27 protein-coding genes and 7 pseudogenes are annotated in these 26,610 nt (G+C 74.2%); 19 read left to right on the plus strand and 15 right to left on the minus strand.

Annotated features, from left to right (window positions below; genetic code table 11):
* Nucleotides 1-445, minus strand: a 445-nt coding sequence (locus B1205_RS22625; RefSeq protein WP_089157525.1) for an MSMEG_6728 family protein, incomplete at its 3' end; no start/stop codon positions are given.
* 86 nt (nucleotides 446-531) lie between these two features.
* On the opposite strand from B1205_RS22625, the gene B1205_RS22630 reads away from it, so the two are divergent.
* Nucleotides 532-2,304, plus strand: coding sequence for an NAD-binding protein (locus B1205_RS22630; RefSeq protein ID WP_176308748.1), 1,773 nt, complete (start codon nucleotides 532-534; stop codon nucleotides 2,302-2,304).
* A gap of 24 nt (nucleotides 2,305-2,328) precedes the next feature.
* On the opposite strand, the gene B1205_RS22635 is transcribed toward B1205_RS22630, so the two are convergent.
* Complete coding sequence (locus B1205_RS22635) at nucleotides 2,329-2,517, minus strand: helix-turn-helix transcriptional regulator (RefSeq protein ID WP_089157527.1); 189 nt, start codon at nucleotides 2,515-2,517, stop codon at nucleotides 2,329-2,331.
* A gap of 358 nt (nucleotides 2,518-2,875) precedes the next feature.
* On the opposite strand from B1205_RS22635, the gene B1205_RS30005 reads away from it, so the two are divergent.
* The gene (locus B1205_RS30005; RefSeq protein ID WP_176308749.1) at nucleotides 2,876-3,034 is read left to right on the plus strand and encodes a hypothetical protein; all 159 of its coding nucleotides are present in this window, start codon (nucleotides 2,876-2,878) and stop codon (nucleotides 3,032-3,034) included.
* A 13-nt stretch (nucleotides 3,035-3,047) separates the two neighbouring features.
* Here B1205_RS30005 and B1205_RS22640 read toward each other — a convergent pair whose 3' ends face one another.
* Nucleotides 3,048-4,256 carry an APC family permease gene (locus tag B1205_RS22640; RefSeq protein ID WP_089157440.1) on the minus strand — a complete coding sequence of 403 codons (1,209 nt, stop codon included), beginning with the start codon at nucleotides 4,254-4,256 and terminating at the stop codon, nucleotides 3,048-3,050.
* 70 nt (nucleotides 4,257-4,326) lie between these two features.
* Complete coding sequence (locus tag B1205_RS22645) at nucleotides 4,327-5,100, minus strand: phosphatase PAP2 family protein (protein ID WP_089157441.1); 774 nt, start codon at nucleotides 5,098-5,100, stop codon at nucleotides 4,327-4,329.
* 111 nt (nucleotides 5,101-5,211) lie between these two features.
* On the opposite strand from B1205_RS22645, the pseudogene B1205_RS22650 reads away from it, so the two are divergent.
* A pseudogene (locus B1205_RS22650) lies at nucleotides 5,212-6,368 on the plus strand (DUF4032 domain-containing protein).
* Nucleotides 6,369-6,378: 10 nt separating this feature from the next.
* Here B1205_RS22650 and nagA read toward each other — a convergent pair.
* From nagA to B1205_RS22665, 3 genes are read right to left on the minus strand one after another with little or no spacing between them, the layout of a single operon-like run.
* Nucleotides 6,379-7,488, minus strand: coding sequence for an N-acetylglucosamine-6-phosphate deacetylase (gene nagA, locus B1205_RS22655; RefSeq protein ID WP_089157442.1), 1,110 nt, complete (start codon nucleotides 7,486-7,488; stop codon nucleotides 6,379-6,381).
* Nucleotides 7,485-8,417: an ROK family protein gene (locus B1205_RS22660; RefSeq protein ID WP_089157443.1), complete on the minus strand. Its 933-nt coding sequence runs from the start codon at nucleotides 8,415-8,417 to the stop codon at nucleotides 7,485-7,487. The genes nagA and B1205_RS22660 overlap by 4 nt, the downstream gene beginning before the upstream one ends.
* Nucleotides 8,418-8,441: 24 nt before the next feature.
* Entirely contained in the window at nucleotides 8,442-9,413 is a 972-nt protein-coding gene (locus B1205_RS22665) for an SIS domain-containing protein (RefSeq protein ID WP_089157444.1), read from the minus strand.
* Between the two features lie 199 nt (nucleotides 9,414-9,612).
* On the opposite strand from B1205_RS22665, the gene B1205_RS22670 reads away from it, so the two are divergent.
* From B1205_RS22670 to B1205_RS22685, 4 genes and pseudogenes are all read left to right on the plus strand, one after another.
* Nucleotides 9,613-10,398 carry a DeoR/GlpR family DNA-binding transcription regulator gene (locus B1205_RS22670; RefSeq protein ID WP_089157445.1) on the plus strand — a complete coding sequence of 262 codons (786 nt, stop codon included), beginning with the start codon at nucleotides 9,613-9,615 and terminating at the stop codon, nucleotides 10,396-10,398.
* Nucleotides 10,399-10,533: 135 nt separating this feature from the next.
* A complete protein-coding gene (locus B1205_RS22675) occupies nucleotides 10,534-11,535 on the plus strand; it encodes an ABC transporter ATP-binding protein (protein WP_089157446.1) in 1,002 nt (333 codons plus the stop codon).
* A complete protein-coding gene (locus tag B1205_RS22680) occupies nucleotides 11,532-12,545 on the plus strand; it encodes an ABC transporter permease subunit (protein ID WP_089157447.1) in 1,014 nt (337 codons plus the stop codon). The genes B1205_RS22675 and B1205_RS22680 overlap by 4 nt, the downstream gene beginning before the upstream one ends.
* A gap of 381 nt (nucleotides 12,546-12,926) precedes the next feature.
* Nucleotides 12,927-13,261: pseudogene (locus B1205_RS22685) on the plus strand (DUF3263 domain-containing protein).
* 6 nt (nucleotides 13,262-13,267) lie between these two features.
* Here the strand turns inward: B1205_RS22685 and B1205_RS22690 are convergent.
* Nucleotides 13,268-13,480, minus strand: a complete 213-nt coding sequence (locus B1205_RS22690; protein WP_089157448.1) for a hypothetical protein — start codon at nucleotides 13,478-13,480, stop codon at nucleotides 13,268-13,270.
* Nucleotides 13,481-13,584: 104 nt separating this feature from the next.
* Between B1205_RS22690 and B1205_RS22695 the strand changes: the two genes are divergently transcribed.
* From B1205_RS22695 to B1205_RS22750, 12 genes and pseudogenes are all read left to right on the plus strand, one after another.
* Entirely contained in the window at nucleotides 13,585-14,484 is a 900-nt protein-coding gene (locus B1205_RS22695; RefSeq protein ID WP_089157449.1) for a hypothetical protein, read from the plus strand.
* A 157-nt stretch (nucleotides 14,485-14,641) separates the two neighbouring features.
* Entirely contained in the window at nucleotides 14,642-15,151 is a 510-nt protein-coding gene (locus B1205_RS22700; RefSeq protein ID WP_089157450.1) for a GNAT family N-acetyltransferase, read from the plus strand.
* 1,128 nt (nucleotides 15,152-16,279) lie between these two features.
* Nucleotides 16,280-16,717, plus strand: a pseudogene (locus B1205_RS33125) (SRPBCC family protein); the annotation flags it as partial.
* 634 nt (nucleotides 16,718-17,351) lie between these two features.
* Nucleotides 17,352-17,483: pseudogene (gene gvpJ / locus B1205_RS33540) on the plus strand (gas vesicle protein GvpJ); the annotation flags it as partial.
* 135 nt (nucleotides 17,484-17,618) lie between these two features.
* Entirely contained in the window at nucleotides 17,619-17,771 is a 153-nt protein-coding gene (locus B1205_RS32190; RefSeq protein ID WP_254910138.1) for a hypothetical protein, read from the plus strand.
* Between the two features lies 1 nt (nucleotide 17,772).
* Nucleotides 17,773-18,528: a GvpL/GvpF family gas vesicle protein gene (locus tag B1205_RS22720; protein ID WP_089157452.1), complete on the plus strand. Its 756-nt coding sequence runs from the start codon at nucleotides 17,773-17,775 to the stop codon at nucleotides 18,526-18,528.
* Nucleotides 18,529-18,531: 3 nt separating this feature from the next.
* Nucleotides 18,532-18,861 carry a gas vesicle protein GvpG gene (locus B1205_RS22725; RefSeq protein ID WP_217809858.1) on the plus strand — a complete coding sequence of 110 codons (330 nt, stop codon included), beginning with the start codon at nucleotides 18,532-18,534 and terminating at the stop codon, nucleotides 18,859-18,861.
* On the plus strand, nucleotides 18,858-19,202 hold the full coding sequence (locus tag B1205_RS22730) for a gas vesicle protein GvpO (protein ID WP_089157453.1): 345 nt from the start codon (nucleotides 18,858-18,860) through the stop codon (nucleotides 19,200-19,202). Before B1205_RS22725 ends, B1205_RS22730 begins: the two co-directional genes overlap by 4 nt.
* Nucleotide 19,203: 1 nt before the next feature.
* Complete coding sequence (locus tag B1205_RS22735; protein WP_089157454.1) at nucleotides 19,204-19,572, plus strand: gas vesicle protein; 369 nt, start codon at nucleotides 19,204-19,206, stop codon at nucleotides 19,570-19,572.
* Nucleotides 19,556-20,350 carry a GvpL/GvpF family gas vesicle protein gene (locus B1205_RS22740; RefSeq protein WP_089157455.1) on the plus strand — a complete coding sequence of 265 codons (795 nt, stop codon included), beginning with the start codon at nucleotides 19,556-19,558 and terminating at the stop codon, nucleotides 20,348-20,350. Before B1205_RS22735 ends, B1205_RS22740 begins: the two co-directional genes overlap by 17 nt.
* Complete coding sequence (locus tag B1205_RS22745; protein ID WP_089157456.1) at nucleotides 20,341-20,592, plus strand: gas vesicle protein; 252 nt, start codon at nucleotides 20,341-20,343, stop codon at nucleotides 20,590-20,592. Before B1205_RS22740 ends, B1205_RS22745 begins: the two co-directional genes overlap by 10 nt.
* Before the next feature lie 77 nt (nucleotides 20,593-20,669).
* A complete protein-coding gene (locus B1205_RS22750; protein ID WP_089157457.1) occupies nucleotides 20,670-21,023 on the plus strand; it encodes a gas vesicle protein K in 354 nt (117 codons plus the stop codon).
* Between the two features lie 71 nt (nucleotides 21,024-21,094).
* Here the strand turns inward: B1205_RS22750 and B1205_RS22755 are convergent.
* The 7 genes and pseudogenes from B1205_RS22755 to B1205_RS32195 all read right to left on the minus strand — a co-directional run.
* Nucleotides 21,095-22,657: pseudogene (locus B1205_RS22755) on the minus strand (AAA family ATPase); the annotation flags it as partial.
* 176 nt (nucleotides 22,658-22,833) lie between these two features.
* Nucleotides 22,834-23,413, minus strand: a pseudogene (locus tag B1205_RS33545) (AAA family ATPase); the annotation flags it as partial.
* A 38-nt stretch (nucleotides 23,414-23,451) separates the two neighbouring features.
* On the minus strand, nucleotides 23,452-23,928 hold the full coding sequence (locus B1205_RS22760) for a hypothetical protein (protein ID WP_089157529.1): 477 nt from the start codon (nucleotides 23,926-23,928) through the stop codon (nucleotides 23,452-23,454).
* 43 nt (nucleotides 23,929-23,971) lie between these two features.
* A complete protein-coding gene (locus B1205_RS22765; RefSeq protein WP_254910139.1) occupies nucleotides 23,972-24,544 on the minus strand; it encodes a GTP-binding protein in 573 nt (190 codons plus the stop codon).
* Nucleotides 24,545-24,687: 143 nt separating this feature from the next.
* Nucleotides 24,688-25,137 carry a DUF742 domain-containing protein gene (locus B1205_RS22770; RefSeq protein ID WP_089157460.1) on the minus strand — a complete coding sequence of 150 codons (450 nt, stop codon included), beginning with the start codon at nucleotides 25,135-25,137 and terminating at the stop codon, nucleotides 24,688-24,690.
* Complete coding sequence (locus B1205_RS22775; RefSeq protein WP_089157461.1) at nucleotides 25,134-25,598, minus strand: roadblock/LC7 domain-containing protein; 465 nt, start codon at nucleotides 25,596-25,598, stop codon at nucleotides 25,134-25,136. The genes B1205_RS22770 and B1205_RS22775 overlap by 4 nt, the downstream gene beginning before the upstream one ends.
* Nucleotides 25,595-26,610, minus strand: a pseudogene (locus B1205_RS32195) (hypothetical protein); the annotation flags it as partial. The pseudogene B1205_RS32195 and the gene B1205_RS22775, both read right to left, overlap by 4 nt.

The raw sequence follows: 26,610 nt of genomic DNA on the forward strand, positions 1-26,610 counted from the left end.
GCCAGACGTACTCCAGGTCGGGCGGGGTTCCGGGGAACTGGGGGGCGTAGTGGGTGGGGTCCTTGCGCAGCAGCGAGGAGCGGTGGCTGCGGTGCAGGTCGTCGAGGCCCAGCCAGGGCGGGAGGTCGCCGGTGGCGGCCAGCTCGTCCTGGGTCCGGATCACGGTGATGCCGCAGGCGGCGGCGAGGTCGGTGGCGAGCGTGGCGGCGCAGGTGTCGGCCCGGCCCGGCTCGCACCACACCGCGCACATGTCCAGCCCGTACCGGGTCAGCGCCTCCTCGTACCCGGCCCACATCTTCACCGCCGGGTGGTTGCGCCAGCCGTAGTCCGGCCGGGTCAGGCCGCGCAGCACCTGGATGGCCTCCACGCGCTGTTTGCCCAGCCGCTTCTGGTCCAGCGCCCGGGCGCTGGCCAGGAAATCCGGGTACGGCAGGAACGTCTGCATGCCGGTGCTCTACCCGTACCCGGCGGCCCCATGCGCTCATGATCGTGGGGCTGCGCCCGTCGCGAGCGGCTGACTACGATCCGGGCATGGCCGAGCCCCTGCGTGACCGTGCGCGCCGCGCGACACCGCTGCGGCACCTGTGGGGCAACGACGAGGGACCTCACTACGTGGTCTGCGGCTCCGACCCGTTGGCCTACTGGGTGGTGCGGGCGTTGCTCGCCACCGACCCAGCCGCCGGCCAGGTCCGGGTGACGCTGCTGGTCCCGGAGCGCCGCCGATCCGACGGTCCGGACGGGCGGGACGTGCCCGGGGTACGCGTCGTCCGGGCGGACCGGCTCGACGAGGCCGCGTTCCGTCGGGCCGGGCTGGCCGGTGCGGACGGGCTGGCCCTGCTGCACCAGGACGACGTGGGCAACATGCACGCGGCGCTCTGCGCGCAGGAGGTCGAGTCCAGGCTGCGCCTGGTGGTGCGGATGTACAACACCAGCCTGGCCAACGGGCTGCGGCAGCTCTTCCCCGACTCGGCGGTGCTCTCCGACGCCTCGATGGCCGCCCCCGCGTTCGTCGCCGCCGCGCTCGGCGAAGTGGCCCCCACCCACTTCCGGCACGCCGGCCGCACGCTCTACGTGGCCCGCCGCACCGATGTACGCCCGCAGGACGTGGTCTGCGGCCTGGCGGTCACCTCGGACCCGGAGCTGGTCCGGGTGCTGCCCGCCGACGAGGCGGCGGCCGACGTGGTGCTGGCCGAGGCGACCGGCCGCCCGGCCGGCACCGAGCTGGCCGCCCGCCGGCTGGTCCGGGCCCGACGGCGCCGGCAGCCGGTGGAGGTGCTGCTGCGGGCCGTGCGCAGCTTCGCCACCCGAAAGATCGGCATCGCGGTGCTGGTGCTACTCGGGGTGATCGCGGTGCTGGGCTGGCTGAACGCCCGGGCCGCCGGCGTCGACTGGGGCGAGGCGCTCTACCTGACCCTGGTCACCACGCTGAGCGGTCAGGACCCGGACGTCAACAAGCCGGCCGCCGCCCAGGTCATGCAGGTGGTGCTGAACCTGGCCGGGCTGGCGCTGATTCCGCTGATCACGGCCGTCGTGGTCGACGGCATCGTCAACGCCCGGCTGGCCCTGCACGCCGGACGGATCCAACCGGACCGCTCCGGGCATGTGGTGGTGGTCGGGCTGGGCAACATCGGCAGCCGGGTGATGGCCCAGCTCCACGACTTCGGCGTCGAGGTGGTGGCGATCGACAAGAACCCGGAGGCGCGTGGCGCGTCGCTGGCGCACCGGCTGGGCGTGCCGCTGATCGTCGGCGACGCCGGCCTGGAGGAGACGCTGCGATCGGCCTCGGTCGACACCTGTCAGGCGCTGGTGGTGGTCTCCACCGACGACGGGGCGAACCTGCGCGCCGCGCTGATCGCCCGTTCCCTCGGCCCCGACCTGAGGGTGGTGCTGCGGCTGTTCGACGGCGACTTCGCCGAGCGGATCCAGCAGGCGTTCGGTATCGGCATCTCGCGCAGCGTGTCCTACCTGGCCGCGCCGTCCTTCGCGGCGGCCCTGCTGGACCGCGCGGTGATCGCCACCATCCCGGTCGACCGGCACGCGCTGCTGGTCACCGAGGTGCCGGTGGTGGCCGGTTCGCCGCTGGACGGTCGGCCGCTCGGCGCGGTCGCCCGCCCCGGCGAGGTGCGCCTGCTCGCGTACACCCGGACCGGGCAGAAGGCGGACTGGGCGTTCGACCCGCGCATGGTGGTGCGGGCCGGCGACCGGTTGACCGTGGTAGCCCGACGGGCGGGGCTGACCGCCCTGCTGCGGGAGACCACACCGGGGCCGCCGGCCGCGCCGGCACCCCGCCAACCGAAAGGCTGACCCGATGCTGGGACCAGCAGACTTCTAGCCCTCGCCCTCCTCGGTGAGGTCGGGGCGGTGCTCCGCGATCCAGCGCTCGACGTCCTCAGCGAGCCATACCTTGCCCTGCGCCAGATCGGCGACGGCTTCGGGGAAGGTGCGTCGCAGGGTCAGTTCGTAGACGCGTTGCCGACTGATGCCGCCCAGGCGTACGCGAATCTCATGGGTACCCATCAGTCGAAGCTTCGCCACGACCCGACGCTAGGCACGCGGGTACCAGTCTCGCGTCAAGCCTGTCATTGGTACCTGACGGAGGGACTTGACGTGTGACCGGCGCTGCGCAACCCTGAGATGTGCGTTCACGCTCCGCACGGAAGCCCACGCCTTCCGATCTGATTCACCATCGCCGGCGCTGGTCGTTGCGCTGCGTCTGCGGGCTGCGCTGGCGCGCGTGCCCGGACCGCCGCCGCCTGCCGCCACCGGCCGAACCCAGGCCGGCCGATGAGGGGCGGCCTGGGTGACCCTCCACAGCCCACAGCGCCCGTCCTGGTTGTGTGCGGCGTGCGGACGGTCCTACCCATGCCTGGCCGCGTTGGCAACCCTCGCGGCGGGGGACCTGTTGACGGCGCAGGTCTACCTCGCGGGCCTCTTCGTCAGCGCCGTGGACGATCTCCCAGCGGTCCCGGTGGCCGACCTCTACGCCCGGTTCCTGCTCGCCGTGCCGGTCCGGTGGTCGGAGCGTCGGGCCTGACGACGCAGGTTTCCTACCGGCGGACGGCGTACCAGAGTGCGCCGAGGGCGAGCACCCCGAACCCGGCGAGCACGCTCGGCAGCGGCAGGCTGACCGCGAGCACCAGGCAACCCACCAGCCCCAGCGCGGCGAGCAGCCGCCTGTCCCGACCGAGCGTGAGCGCAGCGGCGTTGGTGATCGCGTAGTAGACGAGCACGGTGCAACTGGAGAAGCCGATCGCGCCCCGCACGTCGGCCAGCGACACCACCACGATCACCACGGCGGCCACGGCCAGTTCGGCCCGGTGCGGCACCCGGTGGCGGGGGTGCACGGCCGCCAGCGCGCCGGGCAGGTCGCGGCGGCGGGCCATCGCCAGCGTGGTGCGGCCGACGCCGGCGACCAGCGACAGCAGCACCCCGGTCACCGCGACGGCCGCCCCCAACCGGACCAGCCAGGCCAGCCCGGGCCGGCCGGCTGCGGTCACCACCTCGACCAGCGGCGCCGGTGCGGCGGCCAGCCGGTCGGTGCCGAGCACGCCGAGGGCGACCACCGCCAGCGTCAGGTAGATCGCCAGCACCGCGCCGAGCGCCAGCGGCACCGCGCGTGGGATGGTGCGCTCCGGGTCGCGTACCTCCTCGCCCAGGGTGGCGATCCGCGCGTACCCGGCGAAGGCGAAGAAGAGCAGGCCGGCGGCGGTGAGCACGCCGCGCGTGCCGATGTCGGCCGGGCCGGTGAGCCGGTCGGCCGCGACGTGCGGCGCGCCGGTCACCGCCACCGCCGCGAGCACGGTGAGCACCACCGCGACCAGCACCCGGGTGGCGGTCGCGGTCTTACCGATGCCGCGCAGGTTCACCGCGGTCACCGCCACCACCGCGAGGACCGCGACGAGCCGCGCCCGGCCCGGCCACAGGTACGCCCCGATCGTCAACGCCATCGCCGCGCAGCTCGCCGTCTTGCCGACCACGAACCCCCAGCCGGCGACGAAGCCGGCGAACGGGTGCAGCCGTTCCCGGCCGTAGACGTAGGTGCCGCCGGACTCCGGGTAGCGGGCGGCGAGCCGGGCCGAGCTGGTGGCGTTGCAGAACGCGATGAAGCCGGCGAGCGCGAGCGCGACCAGCAGCCCGACGCCGCCGGCCGCCGACGCGGCCGGGGCGAAGACCACGAAGACGCCCGCGCCGAGCATCGAGCCCAGACCGATGACGACCGCATCGGGTACGCCGAGTCGCCGCGCCAACCGTTCCACACCGGCAGCCTATGGGCCCGGAGTGAACGGCCGGTGCCGCCGGCACCGATCGGCCGTCGGCACGGGCCGCTCAGCGCGGCGCGGACCAGTCGACCGGTCGCGTCCAGCCGCCCGCGCGCCCGGGCAGCGGCAGGTCGTCCCAGGGGACCCGGTGCAGCAGCCGGTCCAGCAGCAGCCCGAGCAGCAGCCCGGCGACCGAGTCGGTGAGCCAGTGCCAGCCCAGGTAGACGGTGGTGCAGAAGACCACCGCCGGGGGCACCACCCGGACCACGGTGACCAGCCGGGGCGGCATCGTGCGACCGACCGTGCGCAGCAGCGGGGCCAGCAGCAGGGCGAGCACGCCGTACCAGACGATCCCGTTGGCCACATGCCCCGACGGGTACGACTGGGCGAAGCGCACCGGTAGTTCGTGCTGGAACAGCGGCAGCGTCTGCTCGGGCGACAAGAACGGCTCCTTCACGCTGGCGCTCGGCGCCGGGCGGGCCGTCCACACCTTCAGCGGACCGATCGTGAAGAACGTGAGCACGAACGCGGCCACCGGCGGGAGCACCGGTCGCACCGAGCGCAGCCGCACCGCCAGCAGCAGGCCCAGCCCGGCCGCCAGCAGCGTCAGCGGAGTGCCCTGACCGAGCAGGTTGAACGCCATCGCCAGCCACCGGGCGGCGGTTGGGCGGTGTGCGGCCGACCAGTCGGCGACGGCCCGGTCCAGCCCGAAGAGGTGGCCCGCGGCGAGCGCCACGGTCAGCGCCACCAGGGCGGCGAGCAGCAGCCCGTCGCACCACCACCCGGCCGGTCGGACGGGCCGCAGGCGCAGGTCTCCGCGTACCCCTGAGGTCTGGCGCACGCGACCACGCTACCGGCCGCCGAGGACGGCCGGGCCGTGCGGGCATCGGCGGTTGTGTGCCCAACCACGAAGGGGAGCGCGGCGCGGGGGTCACCGGTCACACTGGTGGCCGTGCGGATCACTTCGGCCCTCGTCGACCCGGCGCTGCTCGACCTCCCCTGGTCGACCCCGCTGGAGCAGTGNTCGTCCGGCTCGGCGGGTACGTCTACGCGGTGAAGGAGACCGGCGAGCGGGTCGCCGAGCGCGAGTACGACCTGCTGCGGGCGCTGGAGCGGATCGACTTCCCCTCGGTGGAGGCGATCGCGATCGTGGCCGACCGGCAGACCGACGACGGTGAGCCGCTCGACCCGGTGCTGATCACCCGGCACCTCCAGTTCTCCCTGCCCTATCGGGCGCTGTTCTCCAACACGCTGCGCCCGGAGACGATGAACCGGCTGCTGGACGCGCTGGCCGCGCTGATCGTCCGGATGCACCTGACCGGCTTCTTCTGGGGCGACTGCTCACTGTCGAACACGTTGTTCCGGCGGGACGCGGGCGCGTTCGCCGCCTACCTGGTGGACGCGGAGACCGGGGCGCTGCACCCGACGCTCTCCAACGGCCAGCGCGGCGAGGACCTGGAGATCGCCCGGGTCAACATCTTCGGTGAGGCGCTCGACCTCCAGGCCGCCGGCCTGCTGCACGAGTCGATCGACCCGGAGGTGGTCTGCGAGGAGGTGGTGCGGCGCTACGAGCGGCTCTGGCACGAGATCACCTACGAGCAGCAGGTCGAGCGCGCCGCCCGGCACGACATCGAGGGCCGCATCCGCCGCCTCAACGAGCTGGGCTTCGACGTCGCCGAGGTCGCCATGTCGACCGTGGACAACGGGCGTTACCTGGTGCGGCCCAAGGTGGTCGACGCCGGCTACCACACCCGACGCCTGCTGCGGCTCACCGGCCTCGACGCGGAGGAGAACCAGGCCCGCAAGCTCCTCAACGACCTGGACGCCTACCGACTGGAGAGCGACCTGACCGACGAGCAGCAGGCGGCGCACCGCTGGCTCACCGAGGTCTTCGAGCCGGTGGTCCGGGCGGTCCCGGCGCACCTGCGCCGCAAGCTGGAGCCGCAGGAGCTGTTCGCCCAGATCATCGAGCACAAGTGGCTGCTCTCCGAGCGGGCCGGCCGGGACGTCGGGATGCGCCGGGCCGTGCACTCCTACCTGGCGGACGTGCTGGTGCACCGACCGGACGAGCAGGCCGTGCTCGGCGTCGAGGTTCCCACCGCCGGCTGACCGGCCCGGCTCACTCCACCCACTCGCCGCCGCGCATCACCCGGACCACGTTCAGGTCGTCGTCGAGCACCACCAGGTCGGCGCGCAGCCCGGTCCGCAGCGCGCCCACCTGGTCGCCGAGGCCGAGCGCGCGGGCCGGGGTGGTGGACACCATGCGGGCGGCGTCCGGCAGCGCGATGCCCGCGCCGACCGCGTGCCGCAGGGCGGCGTCCATGGTGAGCGTGCTGCCGGCGATCGCGCCGTCCCGGCTGAGCCGGGCCACGCCGTCGGCCACGGTGACCCCCTGGCCGCCCAGCTCGTACTCGCCGTCGGCCATCCCGGCGGCGGCCATCGCGTCGGTGATCAGCGCGGCCCGGTCCGGGCCGGTCACCGAGGTGGCGAAGCCGAGCATGCCGTCGTGCAGGTGCACGCCGTCGGCGACCAGCTCGCAGACCACGTTCGGGGCCTCCAGCAGTGCCACCACCGGGCCGGGCTCGCGGTGGTGCAGCGGACGCATCCCGTTGAACAGGTGGGTGCCGACGGTCGCGCCGGCGGCCACCGCCGCGCGGGTCTGCGCCCAGGTGGCGTCCGTGTGCCCGACCGCCGCGACCACGCCGTTCGCCACCAGCAACTCGATCGCCTCGGTCGCGCCCGCCCGCTCCGGGGCGAGGGTGACCATCCGCACCGCGCCGCCGCCCAGCTCGACCAGCTCGGTCAGTTCCTCGGTGGACGGGTCGCGGAGGAACTCCGGGTTCTGCGCGCCGCAGCGGTCGGCGGACAGGTACGGGCCCTCGAAGTGGATCCCGGCGAGCACGCCCGCCTCGACCAGCGGGCGGAACGCGGCGGTGGCGTCGCGCATCAGCGCGAACGGGGAGCTGACCAGGCTGGCCACCAGCGTGGTGGTGCCGTGCCCGAGGTGGAACGCGGCGGCCTGCCGGGCCGAGGCGGGGTCGCCGGTGGTGAACGTGTGGCCGCCGCCGCCGTGGGTGTGCATGTCCACGAAGCCCGGCAGGATCCAGTGCCCGTCGTGCACCGACGGGTAGTCGGCGACCGCGCTGATCCGGCCGTCCCGGACCTCCACACAGCCCTGCCGGATCACGCCGGTCGGGGTCACCACCTTGCCGGTCACGCGCCGGGTCATCGACTCTCCTTCGCCAGGGTGTCCAGGGCCAGCAGGGCGGCGCCGAGGCAGCCGGCCTCGTCACCGAGGGCGGCCGCGACCAGGCGCGGTTCGCGGTGGAAGGTCAGCCGTTCGCGCAGCGCGGTGCGCAGCGGGTCGAACAGCCGGGGACCGGCCTGGGCCAGCCCGCCGCCGATCACCACGGTCGCCACGTCGTAGAGCGCCTGCCCGGTGGCGAGGCCGTCGGCGAGGGCCTCCACCGCCTCCCGCCACACGTCGCCGGCGAGCTGGTCGCCGGCCGCCGCCCGGTCGGCCACGTCGGCCGCGGTGGCCGGTGCGCCGGCGAGTTCGGTGTACCGGCGGCCGATCGCCGAGGCCGAGGCCAGCGCCTCCAGGCAGCCGGCCCGGCCGCAGCCGCAGCGCGGACCGCCGGGGCGTACCAGGATGTGGCCGATCTCCCCGGCGGCGCCGTGCGCGCCGGCGGCGGCCGACCCGTCGACCACATGCGCGGCGGCGATGCCGGTGCCGATCGCGACGAAGAGCACATGGCCGGCGTCCCGGCCGGCGCCGAGCCGGGCCTCGGCCAGACCGCCGACGCGCACGTCGTGGCCGAGCGCCGCGGGCAGGCCGAGCCGCGTTCGCGCCAGCTCCCGCAGCGGTACGTCCCGGAAGCCCACGTTCGCCGACCAGACCGCCACCCCGTGGGCCTCGTCGACCACCCCGGGTACGGCGATGCCGCAGGCCACCGGCGTCTGGCCGGCGGCGCGGGCCTTGCCGGCCAGCCCTTCGGCCACGTCGAGGATCGTGCCGACCACGGCGTCCGGCCCGCGATGCGCGGCGGTGGCGTGCCGTTCGGCGTGCACGGTCGTGCCGTCCGGCCGGACCAGGGCGCACTTCATCCCGGTGCCGCCCACGTCCAGCGCGACGACGACCTCGTCGCGGGCCGTCACGCCGTCTGCCGGCTGGGCATGCGCTCACGGCCCTCGCTGCGCTCGGTGCGTTCGCTCATGCTGTGCCANNNNCAGCACCACGGACCGGCTCAGGTGGCGGGGTGCGTCGGGGTCGAGGCCGCGGCTGGTGGCGAGCGCGACCGCGAAGCGTTGGGCGAGGATCAGGTCGGCCATCGGGTCGACCGGGTTGCGGCCGGCCGCCCAGCTCGTGAGCACCGTGCGGCAGCCGTGCGTGCGGCTGTGCACGAATGCGGCCCCGGTGGCGGCCACGTCCTCCGCCAGCCCGTCCGGGATGTCGCCGAACGCCCAGACCAGCCGGCCCGGGGCGGCGACCGAGATGGGGCCGTGCCGGTAGTCCATGGCCGGGTACGCCTCGGCCCAGAACGTGGCCGCCTCGCGGCACTTCAGCGCGGCCTCCTGGGCCAGCCCGACCGTCCAGCCGCGACCGAGGAAGGTGACCTGCTCGATGCGGGCCGGGTCGATCGGCAGCGGGGCCCGGACGGCGACCTCGGCGTCGGCGGCCAGCCGGCCGACGTCCTCGCCGAGGTGGGCGCGGAGCAGGGCGAGCGCGGTGGTGGCGAAACGGGTCTGGACGACCGAGCGTTCGTCGGCGAACGGCATCGCGACGGTGGCGTCGGCCAGCTCGACGGCGGGCGAGTGCGGGTCGCCCACCAGGACGGTGGTGGGAACCTGCCCGCGCAGCGCGGCGAGCAGGTCGAGCACCTCCGTGGTGGTGCCGGACCGGGTGATCGCGATGAGCCGGTCGTAGCGGCGGCCGGTGGGGAACTCGCTCGCCTGGAAGGCGTCGGTCTCGCCCTGGCCGGCGGCCTCGCGCAGCCCGGCGTACGCCGCCGCCATGAACCACGACGTGCCGCAACCGACGACGGCGACCCGCTCGCCGGGGCGCGGCAGGTGCTCGGCGACGCTCGGGGCGAGCCGGGCCGCCTCCCGCCAGCAGTCGGGCTGGCTCGCGATCTCCGCGTGCACGTACGCCATGACAACTCCTCGCCAGGGGAGACTTTGCGCAATACGGCGCGATACGGCCGTCTTTCGCGCGTCATTCTGCGCGAACCAGGTCGGCTGTGGCAACTGTCCCTCCGTTCGCGCACGACAGAGTTTTGCGTCGGCATAGTTTCGCGCACTAGTGTGCACGCAAACAATCACCGTTCGTGCAAAGTCAGGGGAGGCCCCCGCGGTGGACCGCTACGCGCGTTGGAACGCGTTGCTCGAAATGCTGACCGACAGTGGTCGGGTCAGCGTCGAAGAGGCGGCCGAGCGGCTGGACGTCTCCCAGGCCACCATCCGGCGGGACTTCGACCAGCTCGCCCAGCAGCAGATGATCACGCGGACCCGGGGTGGCGCGGTCGCCAACGGCGTCTCCTACGACCTGCCGCTGCGCTACAAGACCGCCAAGCACTCGGCGGAGAAGCAGCGGATCGGCGCCGCCGCCGCCGCGCTGGTCTCCCCGGGCACCGTGGTCGGCCTCAACGGCGGCACCACCAGCACCGAGGTGGCCCGCGCCCTGGCGGTCCGCCCGGACCTCAACACCAACGCCGAGGGCGCCCAGCTCACCGTGGTCACCAATGCGCTGAACATCGCCAACGAGCTGCTGGTGCGCTCGCGGATGAAGGTGGTGGTGGCCGGCGGCGTGGTCCGGCCCAAGTCGTTCGAGCTGGTCGGCCCGCTGGGCGGGGCGCTGCTGCGCGAGGTGACCCTCGACGTCGCGTTGCTGGGCGTGGACGCCATCGACCCGCAGCTCGGCGCCGCCGCGCACCACGAGGGCGAGGCGGCGATGAACAGCCTCATGGTGGCCCGCGCCAAGCGCGTCGTGGTCATCGCGGACTCGTCCAAGCTGGGCGGGCACGCGTTCGCCCGGATCTGCCCGGTGGACCGGGTGGAGACGCTGGTGACCGACTCCGGCGCCGCTCCCGCGACGGTCCAGGCGTTCCGCGACGCCGGCGTCCACGTCGTCACCGCGTAAGGAGGGGGCCCCGGTTAACGCCTCCGGTATAGGAGGGGCCCCCGCTTAACACCCCGTAGGTGCATACCCGGTATTGCCAATGGATGCATACCGCGTATGGTGTGGCGGTCACTTACCTATCGGGGGAGGTCAGCTGTGTCGGCTGTCCTGGAGATCGAAGGTCTCCGCAAGACGTACCGGAGTCGGAAACGCGGGGTCCGCCACGCGCTCGACGGCTTCGACATGCAGGTGGAGGCCGGCCAGGTGCACGGCTTCCTCGGCCCGAACGGCTCGGGCAAGACCACCACGCTGCGTACGCTGCTCGGGCTGATCCAGCCCAACGGCGGCCGGATGGCCATCCTCGGTCAGGAGCTGCCGCGGGCGCTGCCGGCGGTCGCCGGCAGCGTCGGCGCCATCGTGGAGAGCCCGCAGTTCTTCCCGCACTTCTCCGCGCGGGACACCCTGGGCCTGCTCGCCCGGGCCGGCGAGCTGCCGGCCCGGCGGGTCGACGAGGTGCTGGAGCTGGTCGGGCTGCGCGACCGGGCCGGGGAGCGGGTGAAGACGTACTCCCTCGGCATGAAGCAGCGGCTGGCCGTCGCCTCCGCGTTGCTCAAGAACCCGAAGCTGCTCATCCTGGACGAGCCGGCCAACGGCCTCGACCCCGGCGGCATCCGGGAGATGCGCCGGCTGATGCGCGAGCTGGCCGAATCCGGGATGACCGTGGTGCTCTCCAGCCACATCCTCGGCGAGATCCAGCTCATCTGCGACTCGGTCACCATCATCTCGCTCGGCCGGCGGGTCGCGTACGGGCCGGTCGACGAGGTGCTCGCGGCGCACTCCCAGAACGCCGTCCGGGTACGCCTGGAGGCGGTCACCGACCTGCCCCAGGCCGCGGAGACGCTGACCCGGTCCGGGATCCGCGTCGCCGCCACCGAGGCCGACCACCTGATGCTGGCCGGCGTGGACAAGCCGGCCGTGGTCAGCCGGCTCCTCGCCGAGCAGGGCCTCTACGTCAGCGAACTCACCCCGGTCGCGGTCGACCTGGAGAGCGTCTTCCTCGAACTGACCGCCACCGCGCCGGTCCCCGGCCAGCACCGTCAGGTCGATCAGTCCGCCAAGGTCGACCAGACCGGCACCGCAGGAGGTTGGGGCGCATGAGCCTGTTCGTCACCGAGCTGCGCCGGCTGGCCAAGCGCCGGCTCACCCGGCTCCTGCTCGTCCTGCTGCTGGTCGGGCTCGCCACCGTGGCCACCGCGTTCAGCTTCTCCAGCCACAAGCTCTCCCCGGCGGCCGTGGCCGCGGCGCAGGCCGAGTCCGACGCGCAGTACCGGCAGTCGGTCCAGGACTGGAAGCGCACCGTGGCCGACTGCGAGGCCGCCCAGGCCCGCGGCGAGCAGACCGAGGAACGGTTCGGTCCGAACTGCGGCAAGGACTACCAGCCGCAGCCGGACATGTTCGACCCGAAGTGGAACCTGCCCTACCAGTTCGACTTCCGGGCCGAGTTCCCCACGTTCATCGCCGTCTTCGCCGGTGCCGTGGCGCTCTTCGCGTTCATCGTCGGCGCGTCCTTCGTGGGCGCCGAGTGGAACACCGGCGGGATGATGAACCTGCTGCTCTGGCGGCCGAGACGGCTCGCCGTGCTGGGTACCAAGCTGGCCGCACTGCTGACCACCGTGCTCGGGGTGGGCGTCGTGCTCGGCGCGCTCTGGACCGCCGCGTTCTGGCTGATCGGCACGTCCCGTGGCACCACCGCCAAGATGACCGCCGGGGCGTGGCGCTCGATCGGGCTGGACGGGCTACGGGCGCTGGCGCTGGTGCTCGTGGTGGGCGCGGTCGCCTTCGCGCTCGCCTCGCTGGGCCGGCACACCGCGATGGCGCTGGGGGCGGCGGTGGCGCTGTTCGCGATCAGCGAGGTCGGGATCCGGATCGCGGTCGGGGTGCTGTCGGTGCCGTTCGGCGACCGCTACGTGCTCTCCACGTACGCCCAGTCGTGGTTCCTCAAGCAGGCGGAGCTGTTCGACTACGACACCTGCGAGTTCGCCCGGGGAGCCTGCGAACCGGCCAGGTACGTGGTCACCTGGCAGCAGTCGGCGTTGGTGTTCGGCATCGGCGCCGTCGCGGCCCTGGTCGCCGCGTTCTGGACCATGCGCCGGCGCGACATCTCCTGACCCTCGTCCGCGCCGCCGGCCGAGCGGGTGGCAGCCGTCCGCGTCTGGACGCTGCCCNCCGGCGGCCGCCGCCCATCGAGCCCATACAGCGCGACACCAGTACGCGGAACCGGCGGCATCGAGCGTGCTGGAAGTCGCCACTTCCCCGAACTGGTGGCGGGCGATGCGGCCGGCGACGGCCCTGGTTACGCTGGGTCCCCCGGCCGGGGCCCCGTGCGCGCCGGTCACCCGCTGTCGGAGAGGAGCGCCGTGTCCGCCGACGCCACGGAACGGACCGCCGACCGCCCCGACCCGTCGGGGCCGACAGAGGGTACGCGCCGGACGCCCCGCGTCGCCGTACCCCCACCCCGCACCGCACTGCCGACGGAGTCCGCGCCGCCCATGGAGTCCGCGCGGCCGATGGAGTCCGCGCCGCCCACGGAGTCCGCGCCGACCGCGCAGGCCACCCGGCCGGGTCGGTCAGGGGCGCTGGCCGAGCCCGCTCTTCCCGTCGGCGAAGCCCCGCCCGAGCCGGGCGACGCCGTCGCCTCCGAGCCGGCCGGTGGGCTCACCGAGCGGGAACGGCGGATCCTCGCCTTCGAGTCCAGGTGGTGGAAGCACGCCGGCGCCAAGGAGCAGGCCATCCGGGACACGTTCGGGCTTTCCGCGACCCGCTACTACCAGTTGCTCANCTGCGCCGGCTCCGCTCGTCCCGGGCCCGCAACCGGCGGCGCTGAGCCGCCTCACCTCTCGTACGTGCGCAGCCCGTTGCCGATGGCGAAGAAGGTCGGTGCCCACTCGCCGATGAAGATGCCCCACCGGTCCGCCCGCGCCACGCCGGCACGCTCCAGGTGCTTGGAGAGGAACCAGCTCGTGAACGAGAGCCCGATGCTGACGAACCCGGCAAGGTAGGCATGTTCCGCCCGGACCCCCGACTCGTGCAACCGCTCCAACATTTGCGAACCCCCCGTCACCGGGTCCGACCCGGTCGCTCTCGACGCTACCGGTTGCGTCGACGCGTCGACTGCGAGTTGCCAGGATGTTCCGCGGGTCGAGGGNGATGGGTGCACCGGACCGCCGGTACGCGACCGGTAGCCGACCGGCCCGCCCGGCCGGGGAGGCGCCGACGATGCGGGTGTGCTCCGCCTCCGACCCGGCACCGGGTCGGTTGGAGAACGAGGACGTCGTCTTCCGGTTCGGCCCGCTCGTCGGCGTCCTCGACGGGGCCACCGTGCCGGAGGGCTTCGACACCGGGTGCGTGCACGGCCCCGCCTGGTACGTCCGGCACCTGGCCGCCCGGATCGGCCTGGCGGTCGCCGCCCGGCCCGCGGCCACGCTGATGAGCAGCCTGGCAGCGGCGATCCTGGCGGTGCGGGCCGACCACGACGGCGCGTGCGACCTGGACCACCCGGGCACCCCGTCGTCCACCGTCTGCCTGCTGCGGGAGGGCGGTGACCAGGTCGACTACCTGGTGCTCTGCGACAGTCCGCTGGTGCTCGACACCGACGGCGGGATCGACGTGGTCGACGACGACCGGCTGGAGACGGCGCTGGCCGACCTGCGCCGGCTCGCCGCCGCGCTGCCCGACGGCGAGACCGACCCGGTGACGCGGTTCCGGCGTGCGGTCACCGTGCAGCGGACGCGGATGAATCGCACCCACGGCTACTGGGCGGCGGCCGGTGACCCGGATGCGGCCTACCACGCGCTGACCGGGACGGTCCCGCTGCGCGGTCCGGGCGCGCTGCGCCGGGCGGTGCTGCTCAGCGACGGTGCGTCCTGCGCGGTGGAACAGTTCGGCCTCTTCGACTGGGCCGGGTTGGTGGAGGTGGTGACCGTCGAGGGGCCGGCGGGGCTGATCGACCGGGTCCGCGCGGCCGAACGGAACCATCCGGACCGGCTGCGCCGGCGTAAGCGCACCGACGACGCCTCGGTGGTGCTCTGCGAGTTCCCGCGGACGTGAGGTGAGCACGCTCACGCCGGATCGAACCGGTCGGATGACAACGGAGCGTGAGGCGGGAACACCCCGGGGGGTACGACCGGCCGACCCGCTCCGCCGTACCGGCAATCAGTTCCCAAAGGGGTGGACGTGCGCCGGACCGGCCGGCAGACTCCGCCTCGTGACGGGTGCGGTCAGGCTGGAGCAGGTGGACGAACGGAACCTGGAGCCGTTGCTCTCCGTAGCGGCGGCCGAGGCGGAGCCGGAGGATGTCATGCCTCCGGTGGACGCGCCCGCAGGCTGGTCACTGGCTCGCCGTGACGCCTTCCGCGAGTTCCACCGGGCAAGTTTCGGCGGCCTCGGCGGCCCGACCCGCACCCAGATGTACGCGATCGTGGCCGGCGGCGAGGTGGTCGGCATGGTGCGGATGACCCTCCGTGACGAGCCGGGGACGGTGGAGACCGGGATGTGGCTCGGCCGGTCCGCCCGGGGGCGGGGTCTGGGCGCGGCGGCGTTGCGGGAGTTGCTGCACGCGGCGGCGGCGGCCGGAATGCGTACCGTCGTCGCCGACACCACTCCGGCCAACACCGGCGCGATATCCGTCCTTCGTAAATGTGGTGCGGAATTGCGGGAAGAGGGCGGCAAGCTGCACGCCCGAATGTGTCTTGATTCGGCTCTGCCGGCGCACTGAATCCGGTCCCCGCCCGACCCGCACAGCTCACGTTCTCCCTGCTCGAATGGGCAGTTTCGCCCCTGCTGCGACGCCTTTCCCGTTCCGCTGAGGAAATGTTTCGGGAATAGGGCGACGGGTACTGCCGGCCAGGTCCGCTGATGCGGGACACCGGTCGCAGGCACCTTTGCGCTGATCCTCGGCAGTTGTTTTTCCGGGGCCTGCTCGTCCATGAGGTGTCCCTTCCGCCGGGGAGCGAAGGAGAACTGATGAAGAGCGGAGCTCGGATCGCTTTGGCGGTCGGTTTCGGGTATGTCCTGGGACGTCGTAAAAAGATGCGGACCGCCCTCACGCTGGCCGCCGCGGTGGCCGCCGGTCGGGCCAGCCAGCAGCCGGGCGGCCTGAAGGGAATGGCCGGCGGCCTGCTCGGGGGCAGCCCGCAGTTGGGCACCCTCGGCAAGCTCGGTGCCCCGTTGCTCACCGCAGGCAAGGCCGCGGCGACCGCCGCCGCCGGGAGCGGCATCGACGCGGTCAGCGGCAAGCTGCGCGGCGGTGCCGACGCGCTGCGCCGCAGGTCGCCGGGTTCGTCCGGGGAGCAGCCGGACAACGCTTCGGGTTCGGCGCCGGACGAGGAGCAGGAACTCGACGAGCAGCCCAGGGCCCGGGGCGACCAGGGCCGGGGCGACCAGGGCCGGGACGAGAGCCGGGACGACCAGGGCGGCGACGAGGACTTCGACGACGAGGACCGCGACGACGAGGACCAGGACGACCAGGGCCGCGACGACGAGGACCAGGACGACNTGACCAGGGCCGGGATGACCAGGGCCGAGATGACCAGGGCCGGGACGAGCGGCCGGCGCCCGTGCGTCGGCGGCGGGGGCGATGACCATGGCCAGCAGCCTCACCGACAAGGCCCGAGACCAGCTCGGCGGCGAGCTGCGCAACCTCGCATCCGCGATCGGGGAGCGGGCCGTGCGGGTGGTGACCGAGCGGGTCACCGGCGCCACCGGGCGGCTCAGCGAGTACGCCCAGCAGGGCGGCGGATCCGGCCTGGTGGCCGCGGCCACCGGCGCGAAGAAGCTCGCCGACGGCCAGTCCCCGATGAAGGCCATGTTCCATGCCGGCCTGGCCGGCGGTAAGGAGAAGTTGATGTCGGCGTTCGGCGGCGGCGGCAAGGGTGGCAAGGGCGGCAAGAAGCAGAAGGTCACCAACATCGTCGAGACCATCGAGGTCGGCGTGCCGGTCCGGGTGGCGTACAACCAGTGGACGACGTTCGGCGACTTCCCGAGCTTCATGAAGAAGGTCGAGCAGGCCGAGAACGACTCCGACGAGAAGATGACCTGGAAGGCGCAGGTCTTCTGGTCGCACCGGAGTTGGGAGTCGACCATCGTCCGGCAGATCCCGGACCGTCTGATCCACTGGCGGTCGAAGGGCGAGAAGGGTGCCGTCGACGGCACGGTCAGCTTCCACGAGGTCGGCTCCGAGCTGACGAGAATCCTGGTGGTGCTGGAGTACCACCCGCAGGGTCTGTTCGAGCACACCGGCAACCTGTGGCGCGCCCAGGGGCGCCGGGCGCGGCTGGAGCTGAAGCACTTCGTCCGGCATGTGATGACCCAGACCGTGCTCGACCCCGATTCCGTCGAGGGCTGGCGGGGTGAGATCGAAGACTCCCAGGTGGTCAAGGACCACGAGACCGCGCTCCGCGAGGAGCAGGAGGCCCGCGAGCAGGAGGAGCAGGGTCGGGGCGAGCAGGAGGAGCAGGGCCGGGGCGGAAGGCCGAAGGGGCGCGAGGAAGAGCCGGAGGAGGAGCCGGAGGAGGAACGGCCCGCCGGGCGCGACCGGCGTCGGCCGCCGCAGCGCCGTCGCCCCGCCGAGGACGAGGAGTACGACGACTACGACTCCGGTGACGACTTCGACGACGAGGAGTACGAGGAGGAGCCGCGCCGCCGGCAGCCCGAGCGGGCCCGCCGCCCGCAGCGCGAGGACCGGGACCGCCGCGAGGACCGGGGCTCCCGTGCGGACCGGGACCGCGATGAGGACCCCGACCGCGATGAGAACCAGGGGTCCCGCGGGGACCGGGGGCGCCGGGAAGACGAGGGNGCCGGGAGGACCGGGGCTCCCGTGAGGACCGGGGTCGCCGTGAGGAGCGGGGTCCGCGTGCTCCCGAGTCGCCTCGCCGGCCGGTCGTCCGGCGGCGTCGCGAGGAGCGTGGCGAATGACCATGGCGACCAGCGGCCGGTCCGGTGGTGCCCTGGAGCGCACCGGTGGTGGCGGTGGTGGTGGCGGCGGCACTCTCGCCGACGTCGTGGAGACCATCCTCGACAAGGGCGTGGTGATCGACGCCCAGATCTCGGTCGCCGTGGTCGGTATCCAGCTTCTGGAGATCAACGCCCGGATCGTGATCGCCAGCGTCGAGACGTATTTGCGGTTCGCCGAGGCGGTCGACCGGCTGAGCATCACGCCCAAGGGCACCAAGGGGCTGCCCGACATGGTGGGCGACGCCGCCGGCGCGGCCACCAAGGGTAAGGCCGTGGCCGGTCTCGGCAAGGCCGCGCAGGAGATCACCGGCGCGGTGACCGACTCGTTGCGGGACCGCGGTGACGACCGGGAACGGTCCCGCCGCCGGGACAGGGAGCGCTGAGATGGAGCAGGAGACGGGCCTGTTCGTCTACGGGATCGTACCGTCCGACGTGGAGCCGACCCCCGACGCCGAGGGGGTCGGCGACCCGCCGGGCGAGGTCGCGGCGATCCGGCACGGCGACCTGGCGGCGCTGGTCAGCGAGGTCGCGCTGGATGAGCCGATGGGCCGCCCGGCGGACCTCAGCGCGTACGAGCGGCTGCTGGACGGCACCGCGGAGGTGGCGCCGGTCCTGCCGGTGCGGTTCGGCACGGTGGTGACCGGCGAGGACGGGGTGTACGACCTGCTGGAGGCGCACCACGACCGGTTCGCGGCCGCCCTGGACGAGTTCGAGGACCGGATCCAGTACACGGTGCACGGCCGCTTCGACGAGCAGGAGTTCATCGGCGAGCTGCTGGCCCAGAACCGTTCCGCCGCCGCGCTCGCCGATCAGGTACGCGGGCGGTCGGAGGCGGAGAGCCGGGAGCAGCGGATCCGGCTCGGCGAGATGATCAGCCAGGCGGTGGAGCTGCGCCGGGAGGCGGAGAACCGCGCCATGATCGACGCGGTCGACCGGTTCGCGGCGGCGAACACGCCCCGTCGCCCCAGCCACGAGCTGGACGCGGTGAACGTCGCCTTCCTGGTCGGCGCCGACCAGGAGGACGAGTTCGTCCGGGCGGTGGAGGAGTTCGCCGAACAGCGCCGGGACCTGATGCGGATGCGGCTGATCGGCCCGCTCGCCCCGTACGACTTCGTCAGCGCACACCAACTGGTGGAGTGAGCCGTGGACATCCTCTGGGGACTGCTGACCCTGCCGTACGCCCCGGTGCGCGGGCTCACCAGCATAGTCAAGGTGATCGCCCGCGAGGCGGAGTCGCAGCAGTACAACCCGGTCAACATCCGACGCGAGCTGGAGGAGCTGGACCGGGCGGCGGCAGCCGGTGACATCACGCCCGAGGAACGCGACCGGGGCCAGCAGCGCGTGCTGGACCGGCTGAATCCGTCCGCCGGTCGTACCGCGTCCCGGGAGGCAGGTGGCAGCCAGCCGTCCGCCCGCCGACGGGCCGTCCGCCGGCGCAGTGACCAGCAGCGTGGGGCGAGGGAGAAGAGATGACGTCGACACGGATCCGGGGCGACGGGAACCGCGAGCGGCCCGGCGGGGGCGAGGACCGCTACCTCGACGAGCACGACGAGGAGGCGATCAGCGCGGCCGAGGCGGCCCGGGAGGGGCTGCACCAGGTCGTCGCGCTCACCGGCAAGGACCCGCTCGGGGTCACCTCGATCCAGCCCACCGACGACGGTTGGCTGGTCGGTGTGGAGATGGTCGAGGACCACCGCATCCCCGCGTCGACCGACCTGCTCGGTCTCTACGAGGTGGAGCTGGACATGACCGGGGTCCTGCTGGGCTACCGGCGAACGCGCCGCTACCAGCGGGGCAAGGGGGACGGGGGCTGAGATGACCACAGCGCGGCCACCGTCGGTGGTGCAGAACACCGGCCAGGTGATGGGTGCCGGGCACGAGCCGGCGAACCTCGGCGACATCCTGGAACGGGTCCTCGACCGGGGCATCGTCATCGCCGGCGACATCCGGGTCAGCCTGCTCGACATCGAGCTGCTGACGTTGAAGCTGCGGCTGGTCATCGCCTCCGTGGACACCGCGCGGCAGATCGGCATCGACTGGTGGGAGCACGACCCGTGGCTGAGTTCCCGGGCCCGCCCGCCGGTCGAGCCGGGGCCGCGCGACCCCGAGGAGGTCGAGGCGTCCCGGCGGCCGCGGGTCGCCGCCCGGTCCGCCGGGAAGGAGCGGGATGAGTACGACGACTGAGCCCACCGGCACCGGCGTCTGGCTGCACGCGGTGGTCGCCGAGGGCCCGGCGGACCGCACCGGGATCACCGGGGTCGCCGGCACACCCGTCCGCACCGTCACCGGTCCCGGCCTGGCCGCCGTGGTGGCCGACGCCCCGTTGACCGAGTACGGCGAGGAGGCGCTGCGTCGCAACCTGGAGGACCTGGGCTGGCTGGAGCGGGCCGCCCGGGCGCACCACGCGGTGGTCGACGCGCTCTCCCGGACCGGCGCGGTCGTGCCGGCCCGGCTCGCCACGGTCTACCGCGACGACGACCGGGTGGCCGCGATGCTGGCCGAGCGGCACGACGAGCTGGTCGGCACGCTCACCCGGCTCACCGGCCGGCAGGAGTGGGGCGTGAAGGGGTACGTGGTGCCCGGCGGCACCCCGCGCGTCACGGAACCCACCGGCGTGGGCGGGGCGGGAGCGGCGTACCTGCGGCGGCGCAGGGCCCAGCTCACCGCCCGGGAGGAGGGGCAACGGATCGCCGCCGACGCGGCGGCTGCCGTGCACACCGCGCTCGCCGGGTACGCGGTCTCCGCCCGCCGGCACGCCCCGCAGGACCGGCGGCTCTCCGGCGCGCCCACCACCATGGTGCTCAACGGCGCGTACCTGGTCGAACGCGCCGGGCTGGACGGGTTCTCCGCGCTGGCGGGCGAGCTGGCCGACCGGCACCCGGAGCTCAGGCTGGAGCTGACCGGCCCGTGGCCGCCGTACTCCTTCGTGGCGGAACCGACGGCGGAGCCGGCATGGGCGTGACGGTGCTGGCGCCGAGCAGCGTCGACGACCCGTCGGCCTTCCGGCAGGTGGCTCTGGTGGACCTGCTCGACCGGGTGCTCGCGACCGGCGTGGTGGTCACCGGCGACATCACGCTGGCCATCGCCGACATCGACCTGATCCGGATCTCGTTGCGCGCACTGGTCGCGTCCGTCGGCGCGCTCGCCCCACCCGAGCCGGCCCTCGGTCCGGCGTTCCCGCCCGTCCCGGCGGAAACGCCGTGACCGGGCGTCCCAGCGGCCCGGCCGGCGCAGGCCGGGCCGGCGCAGACGGCGCTGCGGGCCGTTCCGGCGAAGATGCCATGGCTGGGCGGGACGAGGCGTCCGCCCTGGCGGCGGCGCTGGGCGAGTCGTCGTGGCAGGCGCCCCGGGTGCGTCCGCTGGACCGCCGACTCGCGGTGGACGAGAACTCGGTCGAGCGCGGGCTGGCGAGCCTGGTGCTCACCGTCGTCGAGCTGCTCCGCCAGCTGATGGAACGGCAGGCGCTGCGCCGGGTCGACCTGGGCGACCTCACCGACGAGCAGATCGAGCGCCTCGGCGCCACGCTGATGGCGTTGGAGGAGCAGATGACCCAGCTGAGAGAGCACTTCGGCCTGACACCCGAGGACCTCAACCTGAACCTGGGCCCCCTGGGCCCACTCCTCCCCACCGACTGACCACCCACCCCCGAGACCGCTCCCGTCGATCATGAAGTTGGCGGCAGAATCGGAGATCTACAACTTCATGATCAACGATGCTGGGTGGCGGCGTAGGACTCCAGGTGGGCCAGTTGGGCGGGGTTCAGGGAGGGACGTACGCGGGTGCGGGCCGTCGCCATGTGCGCAGCGGTGACCGTGTTCGCGGTCAGGGACTCGCGCATCGCGGCCAGGGCCGCCTCCCGGACCAGCGCGGTGCAGTCGGCCGCGGAGAAACCGTCCAGCCCCGCGCCGAGCGCGTCCAGGTCGACGTCCGGCGCGAGCGGCACGTTCCGGGCCGCGGCCCGCAGGATCTCCGCGCGGGCCGGGCCGTCCGGCGGGGGTACGTAGACCAGCCGCTCCAGCCGGCCGGGGCGCAGCAGCGCCGGGTCGATCAGCTCCGGCCGGTTCGTCGCGCCGACCACCACCACGTTGCGCAGCGACTCCACCCCGTCCAGTTCGGTGAGCAGCGCGGCGACCACCCGGTCGGTGGTGCCCCCGTCGGTGGCCTGGCCGCGTACCGGCGCGAGCGCGTCCACCTCGTCCAGGAAGACCAGGGTGGGGGCCGCCTCCCGGGCCCGGCGGAACAGCTCGCGGACCGCCCGTTCGCTCTCGCCCACCCACTTGGAGAGCAGTTCGGCGCCCTTCACCGACAGCACGTTCGCCCGGCCCGAGCCGGCCAGCGCGGTGACCAGGTAGGTCTTGCCGCAGCCGGGCGGCCCGTAGAGCAGCACCCCGCGCGGTGGTGTGACGCCCAGCCGGGCGAAGGTGTCCGGGTAGGTCAGCGGCCAGAGCACCGACTCGGTCAGCGTCTGCTTGACGTCGTGCAGTCCGCCGACGTCGTCGAGCGTCACCGACGCCAGTTCGAGGGTGGACGCGGCCATCGTGGTCGGCCGGACCACCTCCAGGGCGGCGGTGAAGTCGGCCATCGCCACGGTCGGCGTCTCCGCCGACTTCTGCCGCAGCGCCGCCCGCACCCCGGCCTCCCGCACCAGCGCGGCCAGGTCCGCGGCGACGAAACCGGGGGTACGCGCCGCCACCTCGTCCAGCCGGACGTCACCGGCCAGCGGCACCTGCCGGGTGAGCACGGTCAACTGCTCCCGGCGCAGCGCCGGGTCGGGCAGCGGCACGGCGATCCGCAGGGCGAGCAGGTCCGGCCCGCGCAGGGCGGGATCCACCGCCTCGGGTCGGGCGCTGGTGCAGACCACCGCCGCGCCGGCGCGTACGGTCTCGGCGACCACCTGCCGGAACACGGTGGCCAGCGGGCCCGGCTCGTCGGCCGGGGCGATCGCCTCCACGTCGGTGACCAGCAGCACGGCCGGTCCGCCGGCGCGTACCGCCGAGGCGGCCGCACGCAGCCGGTGGGCCGCCGCGTCGTTGGTGAGCGCGGCCAGCTCCGGCGCCCAGAGCGGGCGGACGCGCGCGCCGACGCGGGCGGCGACGGCGCGGACCAGCGCCGACTTGCCCGAGCCTGCGGGGCCCTCGACCATCACCCCGAGCGAGACCGTGGTGCCGAGCCGGCCCAGCACCTCCCGGTGGTGGAAGCCCAGGTCCAGCAGCTCGGTCAGCTCCTCGGCCTGGGCCCGCAGGCCGGGCAGCTCGTCCACGTCGGGCGCGTCCTCCGGACCGAGCAGGCCGTCCCCCGGTGACGTCGCCTCGGACGCCCCCGGCCCGTCCCAACGGGCCGAACCACCGGGACCGGCTGAACCACCGGGACCGGCTGAACCACCGGGACCGGTCGAACCACCGGGACCGGTCGAGCCGGCGGGACCGGTCGAACCGGCGGGGGGGNGGGTGGTCGCGCCGTGTTCCCAACCCACCACCGTGTCCATGGTGACCAGCGCTCCGGTGGCCGGCTCGGCCGACACGACGGTGAGCAGCGTGCTGGTCCACGCGTACCCGACGGAACTGGCGAGGCTGCGCCGCGCGGCCTCGACCAGGCCGCGCACGGCGGCGTCCGGGAGCACGTCCTGCGGTAGCAGCGAGACGTCGTCACCGGCGGTGACCACCTTGCCCAGCAGAGCGAGCCGCAGCATCTCCGGCGGCACCGCGGCCGTCACTGCCGCCGGGCCGGCCAGCGTGACCCGCCGCGCCGGGGTGCAGGGGAGCCGGCTGACGGTCACCTGACCGCCGGCCCGCAGGCCGAGGTTGCCCAGCAGCAGGTCGTCGGCATGGAGCAGGACGTTGCTGGTGCCCGGCTCGGCGGCGGCCGCGATGCCGGCGGTCACCCGGCGACCGGCGAGCCGCACCGGGTCGCCGGGCCGCAGCGCCAGCGCGGTCAGCACCTCGGGGTGCAGGCGTACGACGCCGCGTCTGGCGTCCAGCGCGGCCGGCCGCAGGCTCGCGGTCAGGGTCAGGTCGGGTTCCGCCACCCGCCGACAGTATCCGTCGCCGCCCGGGCGCGCCGAGGTCAGCGCGGGCCGGAGTCGTCCAGCAGGAAGGGGTCGCGCCGGATCATCTCGGCGAGCCGGGCCGCCGGGTCGCCCTCCAGCGGGTCGTGGCCGGGCGCGGGCACCGTCCGCACCGACATCGGCAGGGCCGGCGGCGGCACCGGCGGCCCCACCGTCACCTCCGGGCCCGCCCAGGAGATGCGCAACGGGTACGCGTGCTCGCCCAACTCCACCCGCAGCGCCACGGCGAGCCCGGGGTGCTCGGCGACCACCCGCCGGACCGCCTCGGCCACCTCCTCGACCGGGTCCCGCCGGGGCGGCGTCCCGCCACCACGCAGCCGGTACGCGCCGTGCCCGGCCCGGTCCCGTGTCGGCTCCGGTGCCGGCCCGCCATCGGGCGTACCCCGTTCGATGTCGGCGGGCAGTGGGGCCCGGCGGCGCAGCGCCTCCTCGCGCCGCGCCAGCCGGGCCAGTGTCTCGTCCAGATCACCTCTCATCGCGTCCACCCCTTCGCAGACACGGGCCGAACCGACGGCCGGTTCAGCCCTTCCGGGTTCGGGTCGCCCGGTCCAGCGCCCGGTCCAGGACGACCAGCAGCGCGTCCCGTACGGAAAGCCGGTCCCGGGCGTCGAACTGCACCAGCGGCACATGCTCGGCGATCGCCAGCGCCCAGCGGATCGACGGCAGGTCCAGGGCCAGCCGCCCGTCGAAGGCGTTGACGCCGACGGCGAACGGCAGCCCGGCCCGCTCGAAGAAGTCGATCGCCGGATAGCAGTCGTCGAGCCGGGCGCTGTCCACCACCACCAGCGCGCCGAGCGCCCCCCGGGCCAGGTCGTCCCACATGAAGCCGAACCGGGCCTGGCCGGGCGTACCGAAGAGGTAGAGCTTGAGGCTGCGGTCGATGGTCACGCAGCCGAAGTCCATGGCCACCGTGGTGGTGGTCTTCCCGGCCACCCCGCCCGGGTCGTCGACGCCGATCCCGGCGCTGGTCATCTCCGCCTCGGTGGTCAGCGGCGCGATCTCGGAGATCGCGCCCACCGTGGTGGTCTTGCCGACGCCGAAACCACCGGCGATCAGGATCTTCACCGGGACCGGCGGCCGGGGCGCGGGCACCCGGCTGACGATCGGCGCCGGCTCGCCCGGCTCCCCCGGCGGCCGGTACGGCAGCGGCGGCCCGGCCGGCGGGGGTGGCGTGGCCCGGCCGATCAGCGGCGCCGGGCCNCGAGGACGGCCCGCCCAGGGCCGCGGCCGGCCATTCAGGAGATCGCACGGAGTCCATCTATCACTCGCAGGATGATGTCGGGATCGAGGGCGTCGTCGACGTCCGCGACGTGCACGTCGAGGTGACCGGCGGCACGTAGGTCGCCGACCAGCACCCTAGTCACCCCGAACTGCATCCGGGTGCGGGCGGAGATCTCGGCGACCGAGACCGGCTCGACGCAGATCGCGACGATCGCCGCCAACTCCGGTGCCAGGCGGGCGGTGACCGCCCACGAGCCGCTGCCCGGGCGGGCGGTCACCTGCGTCTCCAGGCTGATCGCCGGGTCGCCGTCCACCCGCCCGGCGGTGAGCACGAACGGGCGTGGGCCGGGCGGCTCCCCGTCGTCCGCGTCCGGGCCGGGGCCGGGAGCGGACGCGCGCAGGAAGGGGCGGATCCGTATGCCGGGTTCCGGCTCCGGGTCCCCACCGGCGGCCCCCGGGTTCATTGTTGGACGGAGTTCTTCAGCTCGGCGATCAGGCGGGGACTCAGGGCACCGCCGGCACGGCCGGCGAACAGCGTCATCTCGTACGCGACGGTGCCCAGGTTGGCCGACCGGTCGGCGACCACGCCGAGGACCGAGCCGCTGCTGATGGCGCTGATCAGCAGGTAGCCATCGGCCATGTCGACGATCACCCGGTTGAGCGCGCCCAGCGCGTACCAGCTCGCGGCGCCCCCGGCGAGGCTGGTCATGCCGGAGACGACGGCGGCGAGCCGCTCGGCGTTGGACCGGTCCTTGATCGCGGACATGGCCATCAGCAGCCCGTCCGAGGAGACCGCGATCGCCTCCATCACCCCGGCCGTGCTGGAGGTGAACGAGTCGAGCAGCCAGTTGAAGGTGCGCGCCTCGGGGCTGAGGTCGCCGGTTGTGCTCTGGTCGACGTTGTCGTGCAGGTACGGGCTGGTCACCGTGATGGATCCTCTTCATAGCGGCGATCGGGACTGACTTCGCGCAGAGCACGGGCGACGCCCGCCTCGAACTCGATGATGCGGTTGCGGACCTCGACGGGGTCGCCGGGGTCGGAGCTGGTCGGCGGCGCGGGTGGCACCGGGGATACGGCCAGGTTCGCCCCGGGCACCCGCCGGCTGAGCCGGGGTCGCTCCGGCGTCGGCGGGGCCGGGGTGACGTCGTCCTCGGCCCGGCGTACCCCGTCCTGGAACGCCTCGACCAGGGCCCGGACCATCGCCGGGTCGGCGGGGACGCCGATCAGCGGCCCGGTCGCCGGTCCGGCCGGTCCGGTCGGCGGCCCGACGGGCCGGCTCGGCGGTCCGGGCGGCAGGTTCGCTCCGGGCACCCGCTGCCGGATGGGCGACCGGGTCCCGGCCAGGCCGGGACGTCCGGCGGGCGGGCCGACCTGACCCGGCCCGACGGGTGGCGGCGGGCCGATCCGGCCGGGTCCGGCGGGCGGTGGCGGGCTGACCGGACCCGGTCCGGTAGGCGGCGGTGGGCCGATCCGGCCCGGTCCGACGGGTGGCGGCGGGCCGATCCGCCCTGGTCCGGTGGATGGCGGCGGGCCGATCCGGCCCGGTCCGGCGGGCGGGGTGCCGGCCGGGGTCGGCGGCGGGCCGGCGGGTGGCGGGGTGCGGACGGGCAGCGGGGTGTGGACGGGCGGTGGGGTGCGGACCGGAAGGCCGGACGGCGGCGCGGCGGGGCCGGTCGTCGGCCCGGTGGCCGGGGGAGCGGCCGGTGCCGGGCCGACGACCGGTGTCGGCGGGGCGGTGCTCGACGGGTACCCGCCCGGCGGCGGGGCGGCGTGCCGCGCCGCGGGCGGTGTGGCGACCGCGGGTGGCGGCGCGACCGCGGGTGGCCAGCCGGCCGGCGGCTCGTCGGCGAGGAGGTGCAGGTCGTCGAAGGACGGGCCGGCGACCGCCGGAGCCGCCGCCGGGTCGGTCACCGCCGGGTCCGCCGCAGCGGCGGGGT

Source organism: Micromonospora sp. NBS 11-29 (assembly GCF_002140155.1).
Lineage (GTDB): Bacteria > Actinomycetota > Actinomycetes > Mycobacteriales > Micromonosporaceae > Micromonospora.

What these genes read in the sequence shown, in the direction of transcription:
- B1205_RS22730 (WP_089157453.1), top strand. Translation starts at nt 18,858, where the DNA reads ATGACGTCGACACGGATCCGGGGCGACGGGAACCGCGAGCGGCCCGGC.
- B1205_RS22735 (WP_089157454.1), top strand. Translation starts at nt 19,204, where the DNA reads ATGACCACAGCGCGGCCACCGTCGGTGGTGCAGAACACCGGCCAGGTG.
- B1205_RS22720 (WP_089157452.1), top strand. Translation starts at nt 17,773, where the DNA reads ATGGAGCAGGAGACGGGCCTGTTCGTCTACGGGATCGTACCGTCCGAC.
- B1205_RS22635 (WP_089157527.1), bottom strand. Translation starts at nt 2,517, where the DNA reads ATGGGTACCCATGAGATTCGCGTACGCCTGGGCGGCATCAGTCGGCAA.
- B1205_RS32190 (WP_254910138.1), top strand. Translation starts at nt 17,619, where the DNA reads ATGGTGGGCGACGCCGCCGGCGCGGCCACCAAGGGTAAGGCCGTGGCC.
- B1205_RS22750 (WP_089157457.1), top strand. Translation starts at nt 20,670, where the DNA reads ATGGCTGGGCGGGACGAGGCGTCCGCCCTGGCGGCGGCGCTGGGCGAG.
- B1205_RS22760 (WP_089157529.1), bottom strand. Translation starts at nt 23,928, where the DNA reads ATGAGAGGTGATCTGGACGAGACACTGGCCCGGCTGGCGCGGCGCGAG.
- B1205_RS22740 (WP_089157455.1), top strand. Translation starts at nt 19,556, where the DNA reads ATGAGTACGACGACTGAGCCCACCGGCACCGGCGTCTGGCTGCACGCG.
- B1205_RS22690 (WP_089157448.1), bottom strand. Translation starts at nt 13,480, where the DNA reads ATGTTGGAGCGGTTGCACGAGTCGGGGGTCCGGGCGGAACATGCCTAC.
- B1205_RS22745 (WP_089157456.1), top strand. Translation starts at nt 20,341, where the DNA reads ATGGGCGTGACGGTGCTGGCGCCGAGCAGCGTCGACGACCCGTCGGCC.
- nagA (WP_089157442.1), bottom strand. Translation starts at nt 7,488, where the DNA reads ATGACCCGGCGCGTGACCGGCAAGGTGGTGACCCCGACCGGCGTGATC.
- B1205_RS22680 (WP_089157447.1), top strand. Translation starts at nt 11,532, where the DNA reads ATGAGCCTGTTCGTCACCGAGCTGCGCCGGCTGGCCAAGCGCCGGCTC.
- B1205_RS22770 (WP_089157460.1), bottom strand. Translation starts at nt 25,137, where the DNA reads ATGAACCCGGGGGCCGCCGGTGGGGACCCGGAGCCGGAACCCGGCATA.
- B1205_RS22630 (WP_176308748.1), top strand. Translation starts at nt 532, where the DNA reads ATGGCCGAGCCCCTGCGTGACCGTGCGCGCCGCGCGACACCGCTGCGG.
- B1205_RS22695 (WP_089157449.1), top strand. Translation starts at nt 13,585, where the DNA reads ATGGGTGCACCGGACCGCCGGTACGCGACCGGTAGCCGACCGGCCCGC.